The organism is Burkholderia pulmonis (assembly GCF_984667975.1).
In genome coordinates, this window is record NZ_OZ480188.1 from 1,066,906 (window position 1) to 1,092,033 (window position 25,128).

Annotated in this window: 19 protein-coding genes; 3 read left to right on the top strand and 16 right to left on the bottom strand. The window is 63.5% G+C overall.

Features of this window, described 5'->3' with window-relative positions:
- Positions 1–10: 10 nt before the first annotated feature.
- On the top strand, positions 11–811 hold the full coding sequence (locus AC5LXK_RS36315; RefSeq protein ID WP_493394456.1) for an AraC family transcriptional regulator: 801 nt from the start codon (positions 11–13) through the stop codon (positions 809–811).
- An 8-nt stretch (positions 812–819) separates the two neighbouring features.
- Here AC5LXK_RS36315 and AC5LXK_RS36320 read toward each other — a convergent pair whose 3' ends face one another.
- Both AC5LXK_RS36320 and AC5LXK_RS36325 read right to left on the bottom strand, forming a co-directional pair.
- Positions 820–1,305 (bottom strand): anthrone oxygenase family protein, encoded by a 486-nt coding sequence (locus AC5LXK_RS36320; RefSeq protein ID WP_493394457.1) that lies wholly within the window; start codon positions 1,303–1,305, stop codon positions 820–822.
- A 2-nt stretch (positions 1,306–1,307) separates the two neighbouring features.
- Positions 1,308–2,132 (bottom strand): NmrA family NAD(P)-binding protein, encoded by an 825-nt coding sequence (locus tag AC5LXK_RS36325; RefSeq protein WP_493394458.1) that lies wholly within the window; start codon positions 2,130–2,132, stop codon positions 1,308–1,310.
- 94 nt (positions 2,133–2,226) lie between these two features.
- Here AC5LXK_RS36325 and AC5LXK_RS36330 point away from each other — a divergent pair, with 94 nt between their 5' ends.
- Entirely contained in the window at positions 2,227–2,892 is a 666-nt protein-coding gene (locus tag AC5LXK_RS36330; RefSeq protein WP_493394459.1) for a TetR/AcrR family transcriptional regulator, read from the top strand.
- 211 nt (positions 2,893–3,103) lie between these two features.
- Here the strand turns inward: AC5LXK_RS36330 and AC5LXK_RS36335 are convergent, their stop codons facing one another.
- From AC5LXK_RS36335 to AC5LXK_RS36385, 11 genes are all read right to left on the bottom strand, one after another.
- Complete coding sequence (locus AC5LXK_RS36335; protein ID WP_493394460.1) at positions 3,104–3,943, bottom strand: peptidylprolyl isomerase; 840 nt, start codon at positions 3,941–3,943, stop codon at positions 3,104–3,106.
- Positions 3,944–4,043: 100 nt separating this feature from the next.
- Positions 4,044–5,843 carry a ShlB/FhaC/HecB family hemolysin secretion/activation protein gene (locus tag AC5LXK_RS36340; RefSeq protein WP_493394461.1) on the bottom strand — a complete coding sequence of 600 codons (1,800 nt, stop codon included), beginning with the start codon at positions 5,841–5,843 and terminating at the stop codon, positions 4,044–4,046.
- Complete coding sequence (locus AC5LXK_RS36345; RefSeq protein WP_493394462.1) at positions 5,840–5,983, bottom strand: hypothetical protein; 144 nt, start codon at positions 5,981–5,983, stop codon at positions 5,840–5,842. The genes AC5LXK_RS36340 and AC5LXK_RS36345 overlap by 4 nt, the downstream gene beginning before the upstream one ends.
- 1 nt (position 5,984) lies before the next feature.
- A complete protein-coding gene (locus tag AC5LXK_RS36350) occupies positions 5,985–8,024 on the bottom strand; it encodes a two-partner secretion domain-containing protein (RefSeq protein ID WP_493394463.1) in 2,040 nt (679 codons plus the stop codon).
- Positions 8,025–8,301: 277 nt separating this feature from the next.
- Positions 8,302–8,889: a hypothetical protein gene (locus AC5LXK_RS36355; RefSeq protein ID WP_493394464.1), complete on the bottom strand. Its 588-nt coding sequence runs from the start codon at positions 8,887–8,889 to the stop codon at positions 8,302–8,304.
- 39 nt (positions 8,890–8,928) lie between these two features.
- Positions 8,929–9,507, bottom strand: a complete 579-nt coding sequence (locus AC5LXK_RS36360; RefSeq protein ID WP_493394465.1) for a hypothetical protein — start codon at positions 9,505–9,507, stop codon at positions 8,929–8,931.
- Between the two features lie 384 nt (positions 9,508–9,891).
- Positions 9,892–10,842, bottom strand: coding sequence for a hypothetical protein (locus tag AC5LXK_RS36365; protein ID WP_493394466.1), 951 nt, complete (start codon positions 10,840–10,842; stop codon positions 9,892–9,894).
- 190 nt (positions 10,843–11,032) lie between these two features.
- Positions 11,033–11,557, bottom strand: coding sequence for a DUF4410 domain-containing protein (locus AC5LXK_RS36370; RefSeq protein WP_493394467.1), 525 nt, complete (start codon positions 11,555–11,557; stop codon positions 11,033–11,035).
- A 139-nt stretch (positions 11,558–11,696) separates the two neighbouring features.
- The gene (locus AC5LXK_RS36375; protein ID WP_493394468.1) at positions 11,697–12,071 is read right to left on the bottom strand and encodes a hypothetical protein; all 375 of its coding nucleotides are present in this window, start codon (positions 12,069–12,071) and stop codon (positions 11,697–11,699) included.
- Positions 12,072–12,075: 4 nt separating this feature from the next.
- Positions 12,076–12,663, bottom strand: coding sequence for a tetratricopeptide repeat protein (locus AC5LXK_RS36380; protein WP_493394469.1), 588 nt, complete (start codon positions 12,661–12,663; stop codon positions 12,076–12,078).
- Between the two features lie 26 nt (positions 12,664–12,689).
- Positions 12,690–20,597 (bottom strand): two-partner secretion domain-containing protein, encoded by a 7,908-nt coding sequence (locus tag AC5LXK_RS36385; protein WP_493395107.1) that lies wholly within the window; start codon positions 20,595–20,597, stop codon positions 12,690–12,692.
- Here AC5LXK_RS36385 and AC5LXK_RS36390 point away from each other — a divergent pair.
- The gene (locus AC5LXK_RS36390) at positions 20,553–20,963 is read left to right on the top strand and encodes a hypothetical protein (protein ID WP_493395116.1); all 411 of its coding nucleotides are present in this window, start codon (positions 20,553–20,555) and stop codon (positions 20,961–20,963) included. The genes AC5LXK_RS36385 and AC5LXK_RS36390 overlap by 45 nt on opposite strands.
- 387 nt (positions 20,964–21,350) lie before the next feature.
- Here the strand turns inward: AC5LXK_RS36390 and AC5LXK_RS36395 are convergent, their stop codons facing one another.
- From AC5LXK_RS36395 to AC5LXK_RS36405, 3 genes are read right to left on the bottom strand one after another with little or no spacing between them, the layout of a single operon-like run.
- Positions 21,351–22,205 carry a 3-hydroxybutyryl-CoA dehydrogenase gene (locus AC5LXK_RS36395; RefSeq protein ID WP_493394470.1) on the bottom strand — a complete coding sequence of 285 codons (855 nt, stop codon included), beginning with the start codon at positions 22,203–22,205 and terminating at the stop codon, positions 21,351–21,353.
- Positions 22,206–22,243: 38 nt separating this feature from the next.
- Positions 22,244–23,437, bottom strand: a complete 1,194-nt coding sequence (gene bktB / locus AC5LXK_RS36400; protein WP_493394471.1) for a beta-ketothiolase BktB — start codon at positions 23,435–23,437, stop codon at positions 22,244–22,246.
- A gap of 48 nt (positions 23,438–23,485) precedes the next feature.
- Positions 23,486–25,114, bottom strand: a complete 1,629-nt coding sequence (locus AC5LXK_RS36405; protein WP_493395108.1) for an electron transfer flavoprotein-ubiquinone oxidoreductase — start codon at positions 25,112–25,114, stop codon at positions 23,486–23,488.
- Positions 25,115–25,128 lie beyond the last annotated feature (14 nt).

A 25,128-nucleotide genomic window follows, 5' to 3' on the forward strand; every position in this document is an offset into this window, starting at 1 on the left:
TCACGCCAAAATGTCAGGACTTGTCGCCAATCGGACATTCGTGTCCACCCAGCCCTTCGCGCACCTGCGCTACGAATCGACGCCGATGCCCGTGTCGGCGATGGCGGCGGCGTATACGCACGGCACATCGATTCCGACGCACAGCCATCGCCGCGCGCAGCTCCTCTATGCGATCGAGGGCGTGATGCACGTGCAGTCCGAAGGCGCGTCGTGGGTCGTGCCGCCCACGCGCGGCGTGTGGCTCGAAGCCGGCCTCGCCCATACCGTGCAGATGAGCGGCGACGTGCAGATGCGCACCGTGTTCGTCGAGCCGGGCGCGGTCGAGCACCTGCCCGCGCGCAGTTGCGTCGTGGAAGTGCATCCGCTGCTGCGCGAGCTGATCCTCGCCGCGGTCGACGTGCCGCTCGACTATGCGCCCGGCTCGCGCCACGATCACCTGATGCACCTGCTGCTCGCCGAAGTGACGGTCGCGCCGTTGCTGCCGCTGTACCTGCCGTGGCCGCACGACGCACGCCTGCGGACGATCTGCGACACGCTCGTCGCGACGCCCGACGACCTGCGCACGGTCGCCGCATGGGCCGACCAGCTCGGCCTGTCGGTCCGCACGCTGCATCGCGCGTTCCGGCGCGAGACGGGGCTCAGCTTCCGCCGCTGGCGCGAACAGGCGCGGCTGCTGCTCGCGCTCAAGCGCCTTGCGCACGGCGAAAAGGTGCTGACCGTCGCGATGGATCACGGCTACAGCAGCCAGAGCGCGTTCTCCGCGATGTTCAAGCGGCATTTCGGGGTGTCGCCGTCGGCGTTCTATGCGTAGCGGCGGCGCTACCGCGCCGCGAGCCCCGCGATGAAGCACGCGCACGCGGCCGCCGATGCCACCGTACGCACGTGATTCCACATCGTCCAGTCGTGCACGTAGCGCGTCCACAGCGCCGCGCCCTGCGTCGTGGCCGGATCGGCCGCGGCGAGCGCATCGTTGAGCGGCACGTTGACGGCCATCGTCACCGCGAACATGCCGAACACGTACAGCACGCCGCCCGCGACCGCGGCCATCGCGCCCGGCCGGTCGCGATTGAACAACGCGATCACGACGAGCGCGAGCGCCATCAGCGTCGTGCCGAGAAACAGCGGCATGAACGGCGAGCGCACGATGTCGACGTTGATCGCGTTCATCGCGGCCGCGCCGGCCTGAGGCGCGATCCGTCCGAGCGACGTCATCACGAACGTCGAGAACGCGAAGTACACGCCGGCCATCAGCCCGCAGCCGATGGCCGAACCCCACAGCAATGCGGAAGTCACGAGCGCGATCATGGTCAGGCGCTCCACACGCCGGTCGCGGCCGTCGCTCGCGCATAGTCGGCGAAATCGCGCGCCGGTCGCCCGAGCGTGTCCTCGATGCCGTGCGCCACCGCGCTGTTGCGGCCGTCGAGCACCACGTCGAACAGGTCGTCGAGCAGCGCGACGACCGGCTCCGGCACGCCGACTTCGCGCAACCCCGCGACGAACGCATCGTGCGGAATCTCGCGATAGGCGACCGGCCGGCCGGCGGCCCGCGCGATTTCGGCGACCGCTTCGGCGAACGTCAGCGCGCGCGGGCCCGTGACCTCGATCACGCGGCCTGCGAATCGCGCGTCGGTAAGCGCGGCTACGGCCACCTCCGCGATGTCGTCCGCATCGACGAACGGCTCCCGCACCGCGCCGGCCGGCAGCGCGACTTCGCCGGCCAGCACGCTGTCGAGCAGATAGCCCTCGGAGAAGTTCTGGTTGAACCAGCTGGCGCGCACGACGCCCCAGCCCACGCCCGACACCTGCAGCGCGGCCTCGGCCGCCTGCGCGCCCGGCTCGCCGCGTCCGGACAGCAGCACCACGCGCTCGACGCCGCTTTCACGTGCCAACCGCGCGAACCCGGCAATCGCCTCCACCGCGCCGTCGACGGCCAGGTCGGGCTGGTAGGTCACATAGGCGGCCGACACGCCGTCGAGCGCGGCGGGCCAGGTTTCCGGCGCCGTCCAGTCGAAGCGGATGGCCGACGTGCGCGACACGGGCCGCGTCGCGAGGCCGCGTGCGCGCAACCGGGCATCGACGCGGGCGCCCGTCTTGCCCGAACCGCCGACGATGAGGATGGGAAGTGCCGACATGTGCGTCTCCTTTGGTTAAAATGCGAGAATGTCTCGCGTTTCAAAAACACGATAGACTCTCGCATTATCAACGTCAAGTTTTTCCGGAGGCGGCATGGGCCGACAAAAATCGGGGCAGAACGACGAGCCCGACGCGGCGGCAGCGGACGCGCCGGCGCGCGCGCGGCTGGTGCCGACACAGCAGCGCAGCCGCGAGCGGTTCGAGCGGATCCTCGCGTGTGCGTCGGAAGTGATGATCGAGAAGGGCTGCGACGCGTTCCGGATGAGCGACATCGTCGAGCGCACGGGCATCTCGTTCGGTTCGCTGTATCAGTACTTTCCGGACAAGGCGGCCGTGATCGGCACGCTCGCGGAGCGCTACAACGCAGTCGGGCACGACTGCGTGCGGCGCGACCTCGCCGCAATGAGGACGATCGACGACCTGCACGCGACGCTCGCCCGCATCACGGACAGCTACTACCGGATGTTCGTCGACGAGCCGCTGATGCGCGACATCTGGCGCGCGACGCAGGCCGACCGCGCGCTGCAGGACCTCGACCGGGCGGACGGCGCGTTCCTGGCCGGTCTGTTCGCGGATGCGCTGGGAGAGGTGGCGCCCGACACGACCCGCGCGCAACGCAGCACATTCGCCGAGCTGATGATGATCCAGATCGCGGCGGCCGTGCGGCATGCGATCACGCTGCCGCCGAAGGCGGCGCGGCAGATTCTGGCGATGTTCAAGCGTGGGCTGCCGCGGGATCTGGCGGTGCTTGACGCGTGATGGCAATCAGCCAGAAACAGCGATCGCAAATCGAAAAAAAATCGATGACAGCCTCCGCCCAATTGGCGTCTCAGGCCGGTCAGACGTTCGGGAGCGTTCACCTTGCCATTCCCCCGGGATTTCAATGTCCGACAATCTCGCGGCAAGGTCGGTCGGAAATCGTCTCCAACGACAGCAAGTACGGCGTTACACGCGATGCGACCGTGTCACCCTACTGCTGAATCTTCGCATTCTTGAGCAGGCCGCCGATGAACTCCGCGCTCGCCTTTTCCAGCGCGAGCGCCTGGAGCTGCTGGCGGATCGTCGCCTGAGCCTGGTTGAACGACGGCACCTGCGTCGGCCGCTTCGCATCGAGTTTCACGATCGCCCGTGCGCCGTCGACCGGGATCGACTCGGCAGTCACCGCGCCGACGGGCAGCTTTTCAAGCGCCTGTGCGATCGCAACCGGCAAGCCGGATGTTTTTCCCTCAGTAGCCGGGCTCTTGTAGCTCACCCACGGCAGCTCGCCGCCGGCGTCGCGACTGGGAGCGATGCTGTACTGGCCTGCAAGTCCGTCGAACGACTTTCCTGCCTTCAGTTCGCTGAGCACGGTGGCGGCCGTCGCCGAATCCCTGACCACGATCAGACGCGGCTTGTATTCATCCTTGCCGAGCGATGCGACGATTTCGTCGTAGCGCGCCTTGACGTCCGCATCCGTGACCGGTGCCGGCTTCACGTTGTCGCGCAGGAACAGCTGCGTCTCCGCATTGGCCTTCGCCGCCTGCATCGCGGCCAGAACCTCGGGCTTGCTCCCGTAGTCGGCCTTCTCGGCTGCCTGCTGGATCAGCACGCGCGCGATCAACTGATTCTTGATCGCCTGCCGGATCGGAGGACTATCCGGTTGCTTCGAAGCCTGCAGCACCGCGCTGACTTCGGCGTCGGTAATCGGCGTCCCGTTGACGGTCGCGACCGTCGTGGTCGCCGGCGCGGCGGTCGTTTGCGCGTGCACCGGCCCCGTCAGTTGCCAGGCGATCGTGGTCGCAATCAGGATTCGATTGAGCGTCTGTTTCATGTTTCGTCTTCCTGCTGAATAAAAGGGGCGGCGGAGCGCTCTCCGCCACCCAAACCGTCCCTCCGAGGACAACACGGGACGGCACGATGATCGTTGCCCTTTAAAACGCCAGGTTCGCAGTGCCGAGCACCAGCGTCGCCTTCGAGCCCAGCGATGCCGGCCGGCATAGCTGGCGCCCGGCCAACAGTTCGCCAGATAGCTGCTTGCCATGCCACTGCCATTGCGCGCGCAGTCCTGCGCCGACGCCGGCCAGCGTCGGGAAACCCGACACTGCGATCAGGTTCGCCTTGCCCGCATCAAGAAACACATACGGCTCGACGCGCGCGTCATGCCAGGCCGGCACGTTCACCCATGCGAGCTCGTTGCGCGCATAGATCCCGCGGTCGCCGGCGATCTCGCCGGACCGGAAGCCGCGCACCGTATCCATCCCGCCCAGATAGAGCTGCTCCGAACCGTAGAGCGCCACATTCGTCCACTGCCCGCCCAGTGCGCCGCGATATGCGACCTGCACTGCGCCGAGCTTCGGCAACGGCAGTGCGTAGGTCGCAGTCGCATCGAGCTTCGTGAACTGGCTATGCGCATCCGTTTCATCGATATCGGGTGCATCGTGGTCCGCCTCGAGCCAGGGCAGTCCCTGCGACACGCCCGCGTCGAGCGTCACGTTGCCGGCCGCGTCGTTCAGCGCGAACTTGTGCAGCCAGTTCACGCCCGCGCGCAGCACCGCAAGACGCTGCGGGTCGAGGTCGATACCGTTCACGACGCGGTCGGTGCGCCGCCAGGACAGCGTCGTATCGAGGTTTACGACGTCCGCGAGCGTGCGGTCAAGCGTATAGTTCCACCCGAAAATGTGCGACAACGTGCGGCCGTAAAGCAGTGCCGTGGTGCCGACCACCTGCTGGTACTCCGAATCCGACACCGTGTAGCTGAACGTGTGGCGGCCGAACGGCACTGCGATCGAGCCGACCAGCGCGTTGCTGTCCTGACTGTCGATGTAGTTCACGCTCAACGATTCCTGCAAGCCGATCAGGTTGTCCGCTTCGATGCCTGCGCGGTAGCGCGTCACCCCCGTCGCCGAGCTCCCGTAGTTGTCGACGCCGAGCGTGGCGTAGAGACGATCGCCCGGCTTGTTGTCGATCTCGACGATCGAGTCGCCGGCGCTCTGGCCAGGCAGGATCTGCACCTGTGCCTGATTGCGCCGCAGGCGGTTGATCTGGGCGACGCCCTGGTCGATGTCGGACAGTCGCAGTGGATCACCGGGTGAGACCGGAAACGCATTCTCGTAGCCGACGTCGGTCAGCCAGCCGCCGCCGGCGGATGATTCCCCCGCCTTCAGCCGATGAACCTGCTTGCCGTTGACCACGAAATCGGCGATCCGGCCAAGCTGGATCGTCACCGTCAGCGTACCCGTCGCCAGGTTTTGAGGGCCGAGCAGCGCGCGCGTCGTCACGAAGCCCGCGCCGACGAAGACATCGGTCAGGCGCTTGAGCAGCACGTTGATCCGGTGCGAACCCAGATCGTGGCCCGTGAACGACGCAATCGTCTCCTCCAGCCTGGCGCGTGGCACCCCGCCCGGCGGTACGAACGGCTGGCCGCCCGGCGTGCGAAGGTCGATGTGTTTGACCGGGAACGTCGGACCGGGCTCGACGATCGCCTCGACCGGCGTACCGGGTGGAATATCGAGGGTCGTTTCCGGGGTCGGCGCGATCGTGATCGATGCAGGAGGCTGTTGGAGTTGCCGCTGGCGAGCCTGCTCGCGCTGCTGGTCGATCAGTTGCTGGGCCGGGTCCTGGATCGGGCGCGCTGCGGAGAGCGGCGCGGTTTGCGCGAACGCCGGTGCCTGCAACATTGCGACGGCGGGAATCGCACCCAGCCAAATCTTGAGCGAGACGCGCATCGTCATTCCTCGCAGGCGCGGGGCATCGAGTGCCCCCTGATGAGCGTTTCAAAGCATGGCGGCGGCGCTGTCACCCGCACGAACACGAGCGCACAACCGAGCGCGAACGCGGTCAGCAACAGGATGCTCAGGATGGACCATTTCATGTCAGCGCCACCAGTAGGTCGTGAGGCCCAGATGCTGGCCAATCTCGACCGGCGTGCGCGACGGCGCGCGAAGGGTGGTCGTCGTCCCTGCGACCGACACGCCCTTGCCACCCGACAGATAGCCGCCATCGATCACCGCGTCGCCGGTCAGGCGAACGAGCCCGTCGGCCGTAAAACCACCGCCGACGTCGAACGCGATCAGCTCCGCCCATGTGCTGCCGAAGAAAGCCTTGAAGCCATGATCCTGGTTGATCGCCGAGTAACCGGTCACGCCGGTCGCATAGGTGATCGGTGCGGCAACGTTCAGGTTGCCCGTCGCGTAGACGGTGCCACCGATGTCGCTCGCCGACTTGCCAGCCTGAATGGCGATGTTGCCGCCCGACTGAATCGTTCCGCCATACGGCGTGACCGTGCTCGATGCGCTCGCATGGCAGAAGATCCAGCAGCTTTGCACGTAGCTCGCCTGGCCCGAGAACACCGCGGCATTCGTAAACGCGTTCTGCGCCGTAATCGTGATGTCGCCGGCGTTGGCTTGAATGATGCCGCCCGTGTTCGACACGTTGCGACCCGAGATCGACACGGGGCCCGCCGTCGCGGCGATATATGCGAGCTGGTCAGGGTGATTCACCGTCCCGTAGTCGACGTTCACGCCGCTCGTCGAGTGCGTGAAAAACAGGAAGCTGCCGCCGGTATCCGAATACGCGGCTGGCTGGCCGCCGTTGACACCGCCGGAATGGTCGATCTGGTTCGACACGTCGCCCTGTGCGCTCAACTTGACGCCCTGGTTCGACAGAATGCGCGCGTTGTCGTTGATGATGTTGCCCTGCGCGCTCAGCGACGCGGTGCCATTCGCGGCAAACACAATGCCGAGGTTCGACGCGCTGGAATCGTTCGTGATGTTTCCCGCAGCCGCGAGCGTTACGTTGCCGCCGATCGTCGGACCGCTTTGCGGCGTCTCGCCGGCCTGGATCACGCTGCCGGTGTTCGAAATGTTCGCCGTGCTCGTCAGGTTCACCGCCCCTGCCTGAGCCGTCACGGTAGATGGGCCCGTCGCGTCATCCGTGAGTGCGATGCCGTTCGCGGCAATCGATACGTCGTTCGCCGCGGTCACCTGAGTACCTTGCAGCGATACCGCTCCGGTCGTCGTCAACTGCACGTCGTGCGCAGCCGTGATCGAGCCGTCCGCCGCCGTGACATCGCCGGAGCTCGACACGACGACGTCGCCCGCGCTCGCATAGAGTTTGCCGAGGCTGTGCACGCCCGCGCCCTGGTCGGTGACGATCAGCTGTACGCGGCCTGCGGTGAGGCCACCGGCCGCCGTAATGTCCACCGCGATACCCTTGTTCGTCGCACCGGATGACGTGGCGCCGATCAGCCAGTCGTGGCCGTTATCCGACGGCGAGAAGCTCGTGTCGTAGGTAGCGGTGCCGCTGCCGACGATCGCGCGGATGCCGCTCGTCGAACTCGTGAAACTGTTGGTGACGGGGCCGTTGACGTTCAGTTGCCTGGCGATCAGATCGAGATTGACGAGATCGCCGGACAGGCCGCCCGGGCCGATCGTGATCGCCCCCTGATTCGTGTTCAACACGACGTTGCGCTGGATCATGCCGGGCGCGAGCGTCAGGTCGTCGAAGCTGACCTGGCCGGTCGACAGTACGACATGGCCCGCATTCACGAAGCTGCCGCCATCGACCGTGATGCCGTTCGGATTGGCCAGGATCACGTTCGCGCGCGGCCCAAGCACGTTAATTGCGCCCTGGATCAGCGACGGATTCGTGCTCGTCACCTCATTGACGATCGTGCGCGCGTTCACGCCGACGTTGTTCAGATCGGCGCCGGCTTTCGAGACGTTGAACGATGAATACGTGTTGTTCGAGACGCCGCCGACTGTCGGCGCGATGTTGACGGTTTGGTGGCCATTCAAGCCGGTCGAAACGGAAGTCGTGGTGCCGCCGTCAACCACAATGCCGGCGGCACGAACAGGGCCCGATAGTGCCGGCAAAGCTAAAAGTAGACAAAGAGATAGTCGTTTTAGGCGCATATAGAGATCAGATCATTCCAGTCGTCACACCAGCTTCAGAAGCGAGCTCCCGTTGCACAACCGCCAGCAGCGGCGCCATTCGTGACGGACGCGCCGCAGCCGAAAATTCCGCAGCCAGACAGCCGTATCGTCGCCACCGTCAACAGCACAACAAGCCGGGAATTCGCGAATCGCATCTTGTGCATGTGGATCCTTCCAATGCGACGAACGTGAATTGCGCGGCAGGTTCGCCCGACACAGATCCACCACGCAACATTCGGCTTCTCAACATCGGTAATTACCGATGCAGTTCGGGCGCGTTCGCAAGCGCCGCCTGTAACTTGCTGATCGCATCGGTTGTCGCGAGCTGTCCTGCCAAGCCATGGTTGTGCTTGAATTCGCTGAACTCGGCATGACCCTTACCGGTCACTTCCTCCTTTGCCACGGTCTGGCCGGTCGAGTCCGTCACAGTGCATGTCAACGTTACTGAAAAGTCCGTCGGTGGCCACGTCAGCAGACTGGGCGACGATGAGCTCGTCTGGATCGTAGGTGTGACGACATAGTCCAAGTGATTGGCCTGAATCGTCGCAGCGTCCGGTACGCTCTTGAGCTTTGTCACGTTACGAAAAACGTGTCCCAAGCCTACATACAACGGCAATGCGAGGTCTCGGTACGGGCGGTAAGCGACTTTGTCCCCACCTCCTCCCGGCGTGACAACCTCACTCCCGGCCTGCTCGTCCGTGATGACCAATCCCACCGTCCGCTCCAATGGCGCGGACGACAAGGCAGGGATTTTGCTCGTGTCGCCAGTCAAGGAGATTTCGTGAGCGCAACCCGACAGCGCGGCCGCAACCCCGACTGCTGCAATCATGCGAATCAATGTCATTTCGTTCTTATCCTCTTGGTCGTGTGGTTCTTGGCATCGCTACCGGATGGCCTGCTGGAACGCAGGGTCGGCATACAGTTCGCCCAACAACTTCTGTACCGCGTGCGGATACTCCTCACGCGCCTTCGGCACTGCTACATAGGCGGCAAACGACGATTCCCACTGAGTTCGCGTCCGCTTGATCTCGTCGTACCGCACGACGCCATCTCGCGTCACCACAAACCTGGCCGACACCCGCGCTTCGCCGTTCGCCACGCCCACGTCGATATCGTTCTCGAGCAACGTTGCTTTCACTTCGATCCCGCTTTGTGGCGACAACCATCCTGCCAACGTCAGTTCCTGTTTCATCGCATCGGCCAGGTACGCACTGAATGAATCCCCTACCGGAGAGCGCAACATGTTCGCGCGCAGCGGCACTGGATACCGATTGGTTGCTCCGGGCTTTGACTCGAAAGTACCCAGTTGGGCGTGCGCGGTTGGCACGTTTTTCAGCGTCTGGATGTTGTCAACGTCCGGCGAGTAAGGCGGCGCTACGATCGCACACGCCGACAAGCACGCGACCGGCACCAACATGCAAACCAGGCGTCCGACTTTCATCATCACCGATTCCGAATTCATATATTTTGACATCCTATATATTTGAATCGATCATCAATTTGATACGTTAAACGACGAATACGTGTCGTTTGAGACGCCACCGACTGCTCGCGCAATACCCATGGTCTGGTGGCCGCTACCCGCCACCGACACCGAGGTCGCCGTACCTCCGTCCGGTATGATCCCGGCTCCCCAAGCGACATCGGCGTCGATGACCCATAGCAACATCAGGTCGACCAACGCACGCCCGATTTGAATGTCCCGCCTTGCTGATCTCACTGTTCTTCCCGTCATCGTCGACACCTCATCGAGTCCTGGACATTGGCTCCAGACACGTAGTCACAACCCGATCGGTGATTGACTACAGTCACGCGACGCACGACACATCGCGTGCGCATCCGTCGGTCACGATTGCGTGATCACCTGGCCGTAAGCGACATAACCGTAGTTGGCGGAATGCAGCACATAGATGATCGATCGCTGGAAACCGTTGCTTCCGCTGATGGGGACAAACAGGATGGCCGCACTGCCGGAAAGCGGCGTACCGGCAGGCAGCTTGCAACCGGTCGAGGGCGATGCCGTCAGTACCATGTCGTACATGTTCTGATTCGAGTTCGGGGTCGCAAGCATCAGGGTTCCGCTCATGTTGCAGCCGCTCAGTGTCCCGCTCACGGTGCCATCGGATCCGATCGTGAACGACGCGGAAGACGTTGCCCACGTCCCTGTCACGCTCGCCTGAGTCACGGCAAGCGCGTTTTCCGCGTTGTAGTTCCAATTCAGAGTCGAGGACGTTCCGTTTCGGTTGATGGATCCGCTGAACGTCTGCTCGGCGGCGTAAGTACCTGAGCCCGAGTTGATCGGCTCCGTCAATCCGGTCGTGTCGTCGAACGTAACCCCGGTGTTCATCGACCACGCGTTTCCGTTCAGCGTCAAACTGGTGAAGTCATCGGACTCCACGAACGAGCCGATCGCATTAAGTGTGCTCAGGTTGTTATGAGGATCGATCAGTGCAACCGTCTGATATCCAAGGCTATTGGTGGCTGACCACACACCGATCGGACCACTGGCGGTCGCAGCCGTGGATCCCGCCTGTGGATTACTCAGAGTGGGGAGCGCCTCACCGACGGTCACGGGTTGCGAGGAGGCGACCGGCGCGCTCGCGGGCTGAGGCACGATGGGCGCCGATGCGATCGCCGGCGCGCTAGCCGAACTCGCGGGAGTGGTCGTTCCACTACCGGGAGTGGCAGCCGTGCCGCTGTTTGCACTCGATGAGCCGTCGCCGCCACCACCGCAACCGGCTACGACAAACGTCGAAATTACCCCTGCCACCAGCAAGCCAAGATATTGTTGCTTCATTGTTAGATCCTTCTATTAGGAATGCTTAGCTATTAATTCACTTTCAATGCGACTTCAACAACAAACAATCGTGCTACAACGGGCATCCCGTCTGGATCTCCCCGTCACTGCACTGCCTGCGCACGGCTCCGGAGTCCCGCATTGCCAACGTCACCCCACCACACCTGATTCATGCAACAACGCCACCTCGCTATTTCAGACGTGACGATCGGATGGTCTGCTCGGTCACGATTGGCAGCCCGGCCAACTCGGCGACACCGTTGGCCGCCTCGATGCCTACGTCCTCCGCCACGACATCGATACCATTCACGGCCGAATGCGCCGCATCCTCGACTTCGAAGTTTGCATTCGTCACATCCACCCGTGCCTTGATGTGATCTCGCCCTGCGAGAGCACCGAGCATGAAACGCGCGAGGTTCGGGCGCGTGCTGTACTCTTGGATAGTGATCCTGACCGGAATCCCCGTCGGCGACACCGGAATACCATTCTTCGCGGCCTGTTTGTCAAACGCCTCGATCATCCCGGCCTTCACGGCAGCACTCACTTCCAGCCCGCTCGAATCGACCGACGGTTCGGCGACTCCCTGCTTTAATGCCGTCTTCAGAGTCGAATCATCAGCATGCGACGCATCGATGTCCGGCTTCGTGGCAGCGCAACCGGCAAGAAGGACAAACAACCCCGCCATAGCGAGATAAACGACTTTTCTGTTTTCCATCCTCAATCCTTTTTCATAAAAAAGAAAATACCAATTCTTTATTTATGACGAACCAATGCTCACACGAGATTAATCAGATGATTAAAAATCGATCCATTGTTTTTCTTCAACCACCAATCAACGCAGGTCTATCCCGCTATTACTTCTCGATCGAATACACATCATCCACGTAAATTCTTCCGCTCGCACCTACCCGATAATTGACACCAACGACCTCACCTATAGAAAAGGTCGCCTTTGTCGAAAAAATAACGTCCCGACCATTAATACGTAAATCCAAAACACGAATAAATCCTTCGAAGCTCGATCTCTTTGGCATCACAAGGGAAACACGCTCGACTGTCGCGTATCCACGTTGAACCACAGCGCCCTTCAACCCCAGTTCCGAGTTTCTATACAGTGCGATGAATCCATAAATTAGTAACGCAACCAGCACCACCCCCAGAATCAAAGGCTTATACCATTCGTCGGCATAAATTCGAATACCAAGCCACCCTCCAGATGTGATCTTCATTTATTTATTTTTTCAGCCTTTCACTGTGCGGCTCACGCCAATTCAAGCACCTAAATTCCAGATATGCCACCGCCATATTTATCCACCACCAACATCGCGTTGCGATATTCCGATTACGCCTAGCAGCCAACACCGCCACCGTTCGTTTCGCCCATAGATTTCCGCGATCGGAAGCCTGTTTGAAAAATTCATGGGCGATATCGTAATTTCGCTCAACCCCTAACCCTTTTGCGTATAAATCCCCAAGCCTGAGCATAGACGGTGCGTAGCCTCGACTCGATCCAATTTCAAACATTTCACGAGCTTTTGTATAATTATTCCGACGCAAATAGAAATAACCAGCCTGCAGCGTCGCTACGGCAGATCCGCTATCGACAGCTCTTCTGTACCATAACTCAGCCTGCGAAAAATTTGGCCCGCCACTGATATCAGATTTATATTCAAACCAGGCTCCGAGATTCACCATACTAAATATGGAACCCTGATCGATAAGCAATTTGTATGCTGCCTCGGCCTCATAAAAATCCTGAATTGACGTAGCTCGTTCCAGAGCGGCCGTGTCCGGCTCCCTGTTCCACTCCAGCCACTCCATGGAAACCAGTCGTTTTCTCGAATTGATCATTTTGGAGGCGGATTTTTCCCAAGAGGTACAGGCACAACAAGAGGCTTAACATTTTCCTTCAGCTCTTCTTGCAACGTATCCGCTGGTAGCGTTTGCCCAAAACTGGGGTCATCAACGATGTTGCTAGGTGCCCATGGTGTAATGAAGCCGATTGCGACGAGCAGATGCTTGAGGTCATTATTTTCGACCTGATTTTCTGCCGCTGTCGCAGCTCCTGTCACATTTTTTCCAAGCGCTCCGGCAACACCAGCGCTGGTCAACATCGCGATTGCCCCAATAGCCGCTTGCTGTGCTGAATCGAGAGGCGCGCCCGTCGGATCAATCTGCTCAATTGCCCACGGCGAGAGCACGGCACTGGTGCCACCGCCCACGGCCCCCCCGGCACACCCCGTGCCTTCTGCCGCACTGGCCGCGCACCCCAATGCCGCGTGCGCAGTCACATATCCCAGTTCGCCGGACATGCCGCTGCCGAAATCACCGGCAACGCTCGCATCCCCGATTGTGTACGCGCCGGCTGCCGCTACGTCGTTGACCGCATCGTTTCGCAACGCGGTCAGGAAGCTGCCCCCACCAATACCCGTTTGCACGCCCGCCTGAATAGCTGCCTCACCCGCTATCGCAAGCGCCTGATCCGGCAACGAGCCAGCGACCGACGCCCCTGCCTGCGGCACCAGGGTGTTGCCGACGTTCTGCACGCCCGCCAGTTGCGCCAAGCTCGGCGCAGTCACGCCTTGTACCGGAGCGTCTAAGTTGAAGCCGAGCGAGTCCGTGCTCGTGTCGAACGTGATCCCGTTTGTCAGTCCCGCCGTCGCCGCGCCGATCAGCCCGTTGCGGAAATCCGCGCCCAAATTGAACTGGCCCGTGCCAACGAACTGACCCAACGCGCTCGAGGCAAAGCTGCTCAATCCAACCGCAATCATGGTGTTCGCCAGACCGCCCATAGCGAGCGAACCGCCCGCGACACTAGCGGCCGCCGTGATCGCCGAACCTTCCGCACCGGCGGCCGCCGCCGCGAATGCCGCATCTGCTGCCGCGTCGGTTGCTCCCGCCAATGACGCGATACCCGCCGAAATCTCCGGCTGCATCATGACGGCTGCGGCCACCGCCACCACCATCGAGAAAACCTGCATGAACCCAAAACCGCTGTCATCGGCGATGAGCGTCGTCTGCAAATTGTTGCTGACGCTCGACTGCACGAAGTTGCTGCCAAGCTGGTTCTTCAGATTCGCCAGCATCGCGGCGGTCGCGGCCGTGTTTTCACTGCCATCGGCATTGATCTGGGTGAGCGCCCCGCCGATCTGGTTCAGGCTCTGCACCTGCAGATCGAAGTTCGCCGCGGTCATGAAACCACCCTGCTGCACCACGGTGCCCGTGGTTTGCAACACACCCTCATCGACCTGGTTGTAAATCGTCCCGACGTTGGTCGAGCGCTGCTCGTCGGTCAGCGTGCCGGTATTCACCGTCAGGTTCTGAGCCGACACTGAACCCGTGTTGAGAATGCTGTTCGCGTAATTGAGCGCGACGTTCGTCCCCGTGATCTCGCCGTCCGCGTTCACCACCGCGTAGTTCTGCGGCAGCAGCACCTCGGGCATCAGTGCCTGCACCGTCGGGCACGCGCCGTTTCCAGTAGCCGTGCATCCCGGCTCCGGCACCGACTGCTCCACGTACCAGAGCATCGGTGCATTGATCTGCGCGAGCTGCGCCTGGCTCAGTTGCGTGCCCAGCGCGATGTTGTGTTGCTCCGCGTATTGCAGCGCCGCACCGTACAGCGCTGCCGTATCCTGATTGTTGATCGACGCCTGACCGGTGCTGTCGGTCGCGCTCGGCGTGCTATAGAAACTGCTCTTGCCGGTCGCCTCGAGCGCCGCCTGCTCAACCTGCTGCGCCTGCGTGTACGGGTCGTAGTAAAACGGCACGCTGCCCGGCTGCAGATTGGCCGGCAACGCGGCAATCAGCGCGGCCGGCGACAGCGAGCCCACCACGTCCGCCGCCGGATTGTTCGTCAGATAGGAGACCTGAACCGTCTCGCCCGAGATCGTCTTGACGGTCGTGCCGTTGGGTGCGCTCGACGTCGGCACCGTCGGCGCGACCGGCTTGCCCACGGTCTGCACACCGATCGGCGTGTTCGACGGCAGGCCCGCCGCGCCCGTTACCGAGGTCGGCTGACCAGCGAGCGTCGTCACCAGGCCCGCGCTGTTGACGGTCGTCTGCGCGGTCGACGGCGCCGCCGGCGGCCCGAGCGAAATCACCTGCCCCGACACGGCCGGCGGCGGCGTATAGACGTTCGGATTCGTCAGCCCGTTCACGAGCGTCGCGCCCGTCAGGTTCACGGTCTGGCCAATCACGTTGCCGGTGTTCGTCAGCGTCGGCGAATTCACCGCGAGCGTGTTGCCCGCCTGAATCGTGCCCGGCACGAAGTCGGGCAGCCCCACCGCATCCGGCAAGCCGGCGGGATCCTGCGGCGCACTGCTGCTGTACGCGCTACCGTACAGTTGCGCACACAACGACGGATTGTTTGCACACCCCCACGTCGCATACGGTGTCCCGTAGCGCGTGAACCCGCTGCTCCAGTACGCGGACAGGTACTGGTTGTTGCTGGCCGCACTGTTGCTGGCGTTGATCGTCACGTTGTTCAGCGCCGTGACGAGGCTCCCGGTGTTGCCAAACGTGCCGGCCGTCAGGTTGACGTTGTGGTTCGCCGTGATCGTCGCGGGGCTCGCCGACTGCACGTCGACATACGCTTCGCAGTTGTACGTGCAGCCCGTGTAGGGCGTCGCGCTGCCGTAGTTCTGGTGGATCTGTACCGGCGCGGCGATCGTGTTGGTCAGCGTCGCGGCATTGATATCGACATCGTTGCCAGCCTCGATCGCGCCCGAGGTGTTCGTCACGCTGCCCGCCTGCGTGAGCGCGGTGGGCGTCGCCGACGTATCGGATGCCGTCGTGCCGGCCCCGCCGATCACGACGTTGCGCCCGGCCACCAGGTTGCCGTAGGTGTTCGAAACCGAGCCTGCGGCGATCACGACGTCGTTACCAGCCGTGACCGTGGCGTTGGCCTGCTGATACGCATACGTCTGCGAATTCGGATTCGTCGTCGACAACGACCCGCAACCCGCGCTGTAACCCGATGCGCAGCCGGCCGTGGTCGTCATCGTGCCGATGTTCGTGCCTTGATTCGTGAAGCTCGATGCGTTGACGTGAACGTCGTTGCCGGCCGCGAGCGTGCCCGCATTGGTCAGGTTGCCGCCGGACAGGTTCAGGTTATGACCGGCGACGATCTGGCCGGTCGCTCCCTGTACCGTCGTCGATGACGTCACCGACTGCACGGTCACGGCGCTCGGCGAGTCGAACGTGAACGACGTGGGCGGCGTCGACGGGCCCACCGCGCAGAACTGCCCGTTGTCGCCGCCGCCGTTCGTGCAGCCGTACGCACCACCCGCATTGCCGCTGCCCCAGACGGATACGCCGCCCGACTTCTGCATCGACAGCAGCCCGTTCATGAACGCCGTCAGCGACGCGGTGTCGACCGTATCGGTGACCGTCGAGCTCGCCGACGAACCGCCGTTCGACAGCGACTGCACATTCAGGTTGACGTCGTGCCCCGCGCTGACGGTGCCACTCTGATTATTGAGACTGTTTGCGGTGAGATTCAGGTCGTGGCCGGCCGCGATCACCGAATTGCCTGCAACCGCACCCGTCGTTGTCGTCGTTTCGGTCACGGTCGGAATCGTCAGCGTCGTGACCGGGTAGACCGTGCCGTCGCCATTGTTGGTCGGCACCGAGCCGCCCTGCACGTACCAGAGATTGCTGGTCTGCGCGACGAACGAATTGCCGTTGTAGCCCACGACGGTCGGCACCTGAACATATTGGACGGTACCCGAGGTCGCGACCGGCGCGGATTGCGGCCCGCTCACGCCGATATAGCCCACCCCGATGTTGGTATTGTTCGCGCCGTCTGACCATCCGCTGGTCAGCGGCGGCACGATACCCGTCACCGACAGCACGCCACCGAGCGTGGCCGGCACGGTGGTCGATACCAGCGTCAGGTAGCCGCCGTCCGGGCCGATGTCGGTGATCCCGTACACCGTTTCCGTGCCGATCACGGTCGACATCAACAGCGGCGTGTTGACGATGGTTTTCGTGGTGGTCGTCGTGCTTGTCGTCGACGAAGCTGCCGAGTTGTTGACGGCCGCCGCGGTGATCGATACATCGTTGGTCGCGCTCAGCGTGCCGCCGCCGTTGTCGAGATTGCCTGACAGGTTGACGTTCAGGTTCCCGCTGCCGGCCGGGCTGTTGCTGTTGCCCGCCTTGGTGGTGCCGTTCGAATTGTCGTAACTCGTGCCCGAGATCGTCAGCGTGTTCGCCGCCTGCACGGTGCCGGCATTGGTACCCGAACCGTTGAGCGTGAGCGCGTCGTTCGCCGCGATCGTGCCGCTCGCCTGATTCGCGAGCGATCCGTTGATCGTCAGGTCGTTGCCGTTGACGGTTCCCGTATTGCCGAGCGCGCCGTTCAGGGTCAGCGAGCCCGCACCCTGGTTGATCGTGCCGGCGTTGTTGATGCCGTTGGCCGCCGAGACCGTGACGGCCGTTCCCGGCAACGTCCACGTTCCGGAGTTGTTCACCGACTGCGCGGACAGGTTGAGCCCGTTGCCGCCGTTGACGGTCCCATAGCTGGCTACCGACGGATCGAGCGTCTGGTTCGGCAGGTTCAGCGTCGCCATGTTCAGCGCGAGAATTTTTCCGTTCGTATTGTCGAACGAGCCATTGCCGCCCGTGACCGTCACGGTCGTGTTGCCGACAGCGCCGGTCGAGTTGCCGACGTCGCCCGAGAACACCATCCCGTTGGCATTGCTCAGGCTGCCCGTCGTCAGGTTCAGCGCATTCGTCGCCAGCAAGCCGCCCGAGTTGGTCGTCGTGCCCGACACGTCGACATTCGCGGTCGGCCCGTAGATCGTTCCCGAGTTGTCGAGGTTCGTTGCCGAGACATTCGCCGTCTGCAGCGACGACAGGCTGCCCGTATTCGTGACCGTAAAGCCTGAAACATTCAGGTTGCCGGCCGCCATCTGCGTGCCGACGTTCGACACCGTGCCGCCGGCGAGCGTCGCGTCGCCCTTGAACGCGGCCGTACCTCCCGTCGTCAGGCTTTGCGTGCCCGTGATGCTCGTGGCGCCGCCGACCACCGCGTTCGCGGTCGTCACGTTCGCGCCGGACAACGTCGCATTGCCGTTCACGGAGAGTGCCGGTGCGGACGCGTTGAACTTCTGATTCAACTGGCCCGCAGACGTATCGAGCGTGTTCGACGCCGTCGCGACCAGGTTGCCGCCAACCGAAACGCCCTGCGTCGTGATGTTCGTCGCCGTCAGGTTCGCGTTCTGCGACGCGATGGTCTGGCCGTTCAGCGTCAGATTCTGCCCGGCGCCCAGATTCGCGTTGCCCGCGCTCGATACCGGACCGGATGCCGTCAGGTTGCCGGCCTTCGCATTGACCGCGAGATCGCCCAGGCTCGTCACCTTGCCCTGCGTGTTCACGTCGGTGCCGGCCGTGATCGTCGTCGCCCCGCCCGAGAGCGCATCGCCCGCGAGCGTCGCACTGCCGTTCGTGGCCGTCAGTGTGCTGGCGCCGACTGTCGTGGTCGCCCCGACTGCCAGATTCTGGCCAGCGGTCGCGCTCAGGTTGTTGCCGGTCTGGATCGCGCCCGAGACGGCAACGTTGTTGCCGGCCTTCAGCGTCGTGTCGTTCGCGACATTGATCGCACCCGTGCCGTTGAGGTTGCGACCCGCCGTGACGCTCGCGTTGCCCGTGCCGTCGACCTCGAGACCGCCGTTCAGGTTCGCATCGCGCGCGGCGGCGATCGTCGTGGTCTGGCCGCTCTGGAGCGTGCCGGCGACGGTTGCGTCCTGTCCAGCGTTGATATTGACGGTGCCCGGCGTCGACACCGCACCCGCCACCGTCACGCTGCCCGCGCTCGATTCGATCGACGCATTGCCGCCGCTGTAGACCGTCCCGCCCAGGCCCACGCCTTGTTGCCCCGTCGCGTTCAATGCCCCAAGCGACACCACGTTGCCGGTCGTCGTCAACGTGCCGCCGTTGGCCGCGAGCGTCATGTTGCCGACCGACGCGGCCGCGCCCTGCACGCTGGTGTTGCCGCCCGAGCTCACGCCCAGATTCCCGCCGCTCGTCACGTTCCCGCCGAGCGTCGTGTCCTGTCCCGCCTGGATCGTCACTGCGCCGGGCGCGGAAACCGTACCGCCGAAACTCGCGTTCGTCCCCGCCGTCGCGTTGATCGTGCTGCCGCTCTGCACCGCGCCGTTCAGCGCGATGGCCTGCCCCGCATTCAGGCTGACCGCGCCCTGCGAGGACGCCATGTTGCCCTGCCCCGTGATCGAACCGCCTTGTGCGGCGATCGTCACCGGCCCCTGCGCCTGCACCGTGCCGCCGATCGTGGCGTTCTGGCCCGCCGTGACGTTGGCCGCGCCGTTCGATTGCAGGTTGCCGTTGACCGCGGCCGAGCCCGTCGTCGCCGTCACGCTCGTGTCGCCGACCGAGGACACCGCCCCGTTGACGGTCGCGTTGCGGGCGCCGGCGAGTGCGACCGTGCTACCACCCTGGACCGCGCCGTTCACCGTCAGGTCTCGTCCGGCGCTCGCCGAAATCGTACCCGGTGCGCTCAACGACGCATTGACGGTCAAATCGCCGGTGCCGGTCTGCAGCGCGAGATTCTGGCCCGACACCGAGCCGATCGTCATCGCTTTGCCCGCGTTGAGCGTCGCATTCCCGTTCGCCGACACCGAGGCGGCATTCAGGTTGCCGCCGGCCGTCATGGAAACGTTCTGCCCCGCCGACACCGCACCCGGCGCGTTGATGTCGCCGTTTGCCGCAACCGTATAGTTCTGGTTCGCGAGGCCCGTGCCGCTGATCGTCGTGTTGCCTGCGCTGGTCAGTGCGACGTTCTGGCTCGCGAACGTTTGCCCGACCGACACGTCGCCGTTCGCGTTGACGACCACGTTGCCCGCCGTCGCGGACAGCGGGCCTTGCATGTTCGCGCCGAGCCCGGCGGCATTCTGGATGATGTAGATCTGGCCGCTCGTCACCGAGCCGTACTGGCTGGCGTCGATCGCCAGGCCGTTCACGGTCGGGATCGCCGCCGCATTGTTCGGCAGTCCGTTCGATGCGGTCGTGTAGGTCATGCCCGCCGTATCCGACGTGGTCGGCGTGACGAGCTGGTTGCCGGTAATCACATTGACGCGCTGATTCGTATACAGCGGCGCGTTGATGTTGACGGTCTGTCCGATCAGGTCGAGATTGCCGACCGTTCCTTCGATGCCCGCGCCCGGCGTGCCGGTATTGCCGGCCGGCCCGTCGATCGTGATGTTGCCCGACGTCACGTTGTAGCCGACGGCGCCCGCGTTCGCAAAGCTCGTCGACGCTCCGCCGATACCCGTCAGGAATTGCGGCGTGCCGGTCGTGAGCGTGAGATTCGTGACGTTTGTCACACTCAGTCCGTTCACGCTGATGCCGTTTGGAGACGCCACGACCACAGCCGCGGGCACCCCGAAAACCTCGAGCGGACCGTATAGCGACGCCGCTGCCCCGCTTGACGTGACCTGGTTGATGATCAGCGATGCGGATCGCCCGTTCAGGTTCGGATTCGCGCCCAGCGTTCCGCCGAGCAAAGGCGAACCCGCAACGGTGCTGTTATTGAGCACCAATCCTTTCGAATCGACGTTGAACGACTGATATTGATTCAAACTCACGCCGTTTGAATTCGGCGTTGCGATGTTGACGGCAGGTATGCCCGAGCTTGTCTGGATGACGGTTGGCTGGAATGCAATCGGCGCACGCGGATCGACGATCGGCGCGGCATGCGCGGTTTGATCCATCAGAAGCACGGCGGGACTGAAATACATCACGACCGTCATGACCCAGGCGGTCGCCTTGACCCAAAGCGCCGGCGTCTCGCTGTTCAGCGAAGTACGGTCGACAAGGTTCCCCGATCTGGCCGCTTCCCGTTGAGCGTGCCGTTTCCCGATTTCGCGCATGACTCGGCGCATGACTGGTCTCTCTCTGTATTTGCCGCAGATGGTTGCACAGGAAAAAAACGGGAGATAGTCAAGAAATGTCACGGCGCGCAATCGAAGAATCACTTCGGATTACATATTGCCTTCACCACAGGGATTTTTATTTTTTATTGGAAAACAGCCAATCCGACAATCCATTTTACAAGTCAAATCACGCCGATTTCGCCTTGCGACAGGCCCTCACCCACCCGCTGAAGAGCACACTCCTTGCCCTCAAAGGCCTCGACATCGGAATCGGCATGATTTATCGTATGACTAAATAATCACGCTCTCTTTCAAAACATTTAACGACGGTCCAGAATTAACAATTTCCTCATGCCGGACAAGTCACTGCGAAGCATCAATCTCGGCATACGTTCGATCATTGAAATCAAAATCAATCTCAAAAAAATCACGATTACATGGTGAAATAAAACGCCTTTCTGTCTCTTTTCGCAAACACCGGGCGCTTGACCGGGTATCGAAAGGCGTCAGGTCCCGTCGACCGCCCCAAATGAAAAACGCGGATGGCGAGCCGCACCGGATGAATCACCTCATCCGGCACGACACACCATCCGCGTCGAGAACTGTTCAGTCCGCCGCTTACTTGCTGTAGTCGTACACCCCGTGCCCCGTCTTGCGCCCGAGCCTGCCTGCCGACACCATCTCGCGCAGCAGCGGGCACGCGCGATACTTGGGATCGCCGAAGTCCTTCACGAACACGTCCATCACAGCGAGACACACGTCGAGGCCGACGAGGTCGGCCAGCGCGAGCGGCCCGATCGGGTGGTTCGCGCCGAGCTTCATCCCCGCGTCAATCTCCTCGGCCGACGCGATGCCTTCGGCCAGCACGAAGAACGCTTCGTTGATCATCGGCACCAGGATCCGGTTCACGACGAAGCCCGGCGAATTGCGCACGCCGATCGGCGACTTGTCGAAGCGCTCGGTCAGGGCGCGCACGGCCGACGCGGTCGCGTCGCTCGTCTGCAGCCCGCGGATGATCTCGACGAGCGGCATCAGCGGCACCGGGTTGAAGAAGTGCATGCCGAGGAAACGCGACGGATCGGCGAGCGGCGCCGCGAGCGCGGTGATCGAGATCGACGACGTGTTGGTCGCGATGATCGCGTCGGCGCGCGCGACGGCCTCGATCTGCTTCAGGATGCGGGCCTTCAGCTCGACGTTCTCGGTCGCGGCTTCGATCACGATGTCGGCCGATGCGAGTTTCGCGTAGTCGGTCGACGTCGTGATGCGCGCCAGCGCCGCATCGCGGGTCGCCGCGTCGAGCTTCTCCTTCGACACGAGCCGCTCGAGGCTGCCCTTCAGCGTCGCGAGCCCCTTGTCGAGTGCGGCGTCGCTGACGTCGATCATCACGACGTTGAGTCCCGCAACGGCCGCGGTCTGCGCAATGCCGTTACCCATGGTTCCGGCGCCTACGACGCCGACGATTTCGATGGCCATGAAATTTCCTGTGTATTCGGATGCCGAGCGGTCGATTATCAGATGTTCTCGAAGATCGCAGCAATCCCCTGGCCGCCGCCGATACACATCGTCACGAGCGCGTAACGCCCGCCGATGCGCTTCAGCTCGTACAGCGCCTTGACCGTGATCAGCGCGCCGGTCGCGCCGATCGGGTGGCCGAGCGAGATGCCCGAGCCGTTCGGGTTGACCTTCGCCGGATCGAGGCCGAGCTCCTGCGTGACCGCGCAGGCCTGTGCGGCGAACGCCTCGTTTGCCTCGATCACGTCGAGATCGCTGATCTTCAGGCCCGCGCGCTCGAGCGCCTTCTGCGTGGCCGGCACCGGGCCGATGCCCATGTACGCCGGATCGACACCCGCGTGTGCATACGCGACGAGACGGGCGAGCGGCTTCACGCCCTGCGCGCGTGCAGCGTCCGCGCTCATCATCAGCACGGCTGCAGCGGCATCGTTGATGCCCGATGCGTTGCCGGCCGTCACGGTGCCGTTTTCCTTCGCGAACACCGGCTTGAGCTTCGTGAAATCGTCCACGCTCGCGTCCTGACGCACGTGCTCGTCGGTGTCGAACGCAACCTCGCCCTTCTTCGTGCGGATCGAGATCGGCAGGATCTGATCCTTGAAGCGCCCTTCCGCGATCGCGCGTGCCGCGCGACGATGCGATTCGAGCGCCAGCGCATCCTGCGCGTCGCGCGAGATGTCGTACTCGCGTGCGACGTTCTCGGCCGTCACGCCCATGTGGATCGACTGGAACGGGTCGTGCAGCGCGCCGAGCATCATGTCGACGAGCTTGCCGTCGCCCATGCGCTGGCCGAAGCGCGCGGCCGGCACCGTGTACGGCGCGCGGCTCATGCTTTCCGAACCACCGCCGATCGCGACGTCGGCATCGCCGAGCATGATCGTCTGCGCCGCCGACACGATCGCCTGCAGGCCCGACCCGCACAGGCGGTTCACCGTCAGCGCCGGCGCGTGCTGCGCGACGCCGCCGTTGATCGCCGCGACGCGCGCGAGATACATGTCCTTCGGCTCGGTGTTCACGACATGGCCGAACACGACATGGCCGACCGCATCGCCGGACACGTTCGCGCGCGACAGCACTTCGGCCACCACCTTCGCACCGAGGTCGGTCGGCGAGAAATCCTTCAGGCTGCCGCCGAAATCACCGATCGCGGTACGGACACCGCTCACCACCACGACTTCCTTCGCTGCATTGCTCATCGTTTCACTCCGGTTCGTTCGCGCCCGCGGGCGCAAGGATGCGTTGCGTTACATGTTCGGGTAATTCGGCCCACCGCCGCCTTCCGGCGTGACCCACACGATGTTCTGCGTCGGGTCCTTGATGTCGCAGGTCTTGCAGTGCACGCAGTTCTGCGCGTTGATCACCAGCCGGTCGCTGCCGTCGTCGTTCTTCACGAACTCGTACACCGCCGCCGGGCAGAAGCGCCCCTCCGGCCCCGCGTACGTGCGCAGGTTCACGTTCACCGGCACGTTCGCATCCTTCAGCGTCAGGTGCGCCGGCTGGTTCTCTTCATGGTTCGTGTTCGAGATGAACACCGACGACAGCCGGTCGAACGTCAGCTTGCCGTCCGGCTTCGGATACTCGATCGGCTGGCATTGCGACGCCGGCTTCAGCATCTCGTGGTCCGCATGCTTGTGGTGCAGCGTCCACGGCACGTTGCCGCCCATCACCTTTTGCTCGAGCCCGACCATCAGCGTGCCCAGGTACAGGCCCTTGGCCATCCACTGCTTGAAGTTGCGCGCGCGGTACAGCTCCGTGTACAACCACGACTGCTTGAACGCGTCCGGGTAGGCATTGAGCTCGTCGCTCTGGCGGCCCGCCTGCACCGCGTCGAACGCGGCGTCGGCCGCCAGCATGCCGGTCTTGATCGCCGCGTGGCTGCCCTTGATCCGCGATGCGTTCAGGAAGCCCGCGTCGTCGCCGATCAGCGCGCCGCCCGGGAACACCGTCTTCGGCAGCGACAGCAGCCCGCCCGCCGTGATCGCACGCGCGCCGTACGACACGCGCTTGCCGCCTTCCAGGAACGCGCGGATCGACGGATGCGTCTTGTAGCGCTGGAATTCCTCGAACGGCGACAGGTACGGGTTCGTGTAGCCGAGGCCCACCACGAAGCCGACCACGACCTGGTTGTTGTCCATGTGATACAGGAACGAGCCGCCGTACGTATCCGACTTCAGCGGCCAGCCGGCCGTGTGGATCACGAGGCCCGGCTTGTGCTTCGTGGGATCGATTTCCCACAGTTCCTTGATGCCGATCCCGTACGCCTGCGGCTCGGCGTTCGCGTCGAGCTTGAACGTCGAGATCAGCTGGCGGCCAAGGTGGCCGCGACAGCCTTCGGCGAACAGCGTGTATTTCGCGTGCAGTTCCATGCCGAGCTGGAAGTTCTCGGTCGGCTCGCCGTCCTTGCCCACGCCCATGTTGCCGGTCGCGACGCCCTTCACCGAGCCGTCGTCGTTGTAGAGGATCTCGGCAGCCGGGAAGCCGGGGAAGATCTCGACGCCCAGCGCCTCGGCCTGCGCCCCAAGCCAGCGCGTGACGTTGCCCAGCGAAATGACGTAGTTGCCGTGGTTCTGGAAGTTGGCGGGCAGCGCCCAGTTGGGCGTCGTGACCGCGCTTTGCTCGGACAGGAACAGGAAGCGGTCTTCCGTCACCTCGACGTCGAGCGGCGCGCCGCGTTCCTTCCAGTCGGGGAACAGTTCGTTGATCGCGCGCGGGTCCATCACCGCGCCCGACAGGATGTGCGCGCCGATCTCGGAACCCTTCTCGAGCACGCACACGCCGATCTCGGTGCCTTTCTCGGCGGCCAGCTGCTTGAGCCGGATCGCCGCCGACAGCCCGGCGGGGCCGCCGCCCACGATCACGACGTCGTATTCCATCGATTCGCGCGGGC

Bases quoted from the DNA above. Each gene is read 5' to 3' on its own strand.
- AC5LXK_RS36315 (WP_493394456.1), top strand. From the start codon at position 11: ATGTCAGGACTTGTCGCCAATCGGACATTCGTGTCCACCCAGCCCTTC.
- AC5LXK_RS36320 (WP_493394457.1), bottom strand. From the start codon at position 1,305: ATGATCGCGCTCGTGACTTCCGCATTGCTGTGGGGTTCGGCCATCGGC.
- AC5LXK_RS36325 (WP_493394458.1), bottom strand. From the start codon at position 2,132: ATGTCGGCACTTCCCATCCTCATCGTCGGCGGTTCGGGCAAGACGGGC.
- AC5LXK_RS36330 (WP_493394459.1), top strand. From the start codon at position 2,227: ATGGGCCGACAAAAATCGGGGCAGAACGACGAGCCCGACGCGGCGGCA.
- AC5LXK_RS36335 (WP_493394460.1), bottom strand. From the start codon at position 3,943: ATGAAACAGACGCTCAATCGAATCCTGATTGCGACCACGATCGCCTGG.
- AC5LXK_RS36340 (WP_493394461.1), bottom strand. From the start codon at position 5,843: ATGACGATGCGCGTCTCGCTCAAGATTTGGCTGGGTGCGATTCCCGCC.
- AC5LXK_RS36345 (WP_493394462.1), bottom strand. From the start codon at position 5,983: ATGAAATGGTCCATCCTGAGCATCCTGTTGCTGACCGCGTTCGCGCTC.
- AC5LXK_RS36350 (WP_493394463.1), bottom strand. From the start codon at position 8,024: ATGCGCCTAAAACGACTATCTCTTTGTCTACTTTTAGCTTTGCCGGCA.
- AC5LXK_RS36355 (WP_493394464.1), bottom strand. From the start codon at position 8,889: ATGACATTGATTCGCATGATTGCAGCAGTCGGGGTTGCGGCCGCGCTG.
- AC5LXK_RS36360 (WP_493394465.1), bottom strand. From the start codon at position 9,507: ATGAATTCGGAATCGGTGATGATGAAAGTCGGACGCCTGGTTTGCATG.
- AC5LXK_RS36365 (WP_493394466.1), bottom strand. From the start codon at position 10,842: ATGAAGCAACAATATCTTGGCTTGCTGGTGGCAGGGGTAATTTCGACG.
- AC5LXK_RS36370 (WP_493394467.1), bottom strand. From the start codon at position 11,557: ATGGAAAACAGAAAAGTCGTTTATCTCGCTATGGCGGGGTTGTTTGTC.
- AC5LXK_RS36375 (WP_493394468.1), bottom strand. From the start codon at position 12,071: ATGAAGATCACATCTGGAGGGTGGCTTGGTATTCGAATTTATGCCGAC.
- AC5LXK_RS36380 (WP_493394469.1), bottom strand. From the start codon at position 12,663: ATGGAGTGGCTGGAGTGGAACAGGGAGCCGGACACGGCCGCTCTGGAA.
- AC5LXK_RS36390 (WP_493395116.1), top strand. From the start codon at position 20,553: ATGCGCGGTTTGATCCATCAGAAGCACGGCGGGACTGAAATACATCAC.
- AC5LXK_RS36385 (WP_493395107.1), bottom strand. From the start codon at position 20,597: ATGTATTTCAGTCCCGCCGTGCTTCTGATGGATCAAACCGCGCATGCC.
- AC5LXK_RS36395 (WP_493394470.1), bottom strand. From the start codon at position 22,205: ATGGCCATCGAAATCGTCGGCGTCGTAGGCGCCGGAACCATGGGTAAC.
- bktB (WP_493394471.1), bottom strand. From the start codon at position 23,437: ATGAGCAATGCAGCGAAGGAAGTCGTGGTGGTGAGCGGTGTCCGTACC.
- AC5LXK_RS36405 (WP_493395108.1), bottom strand. From the start codon at position 25,114: ATGGAATACGACGTCGTGATCGTGGGCGGCGGCCCCGCCGGGCTGTCG.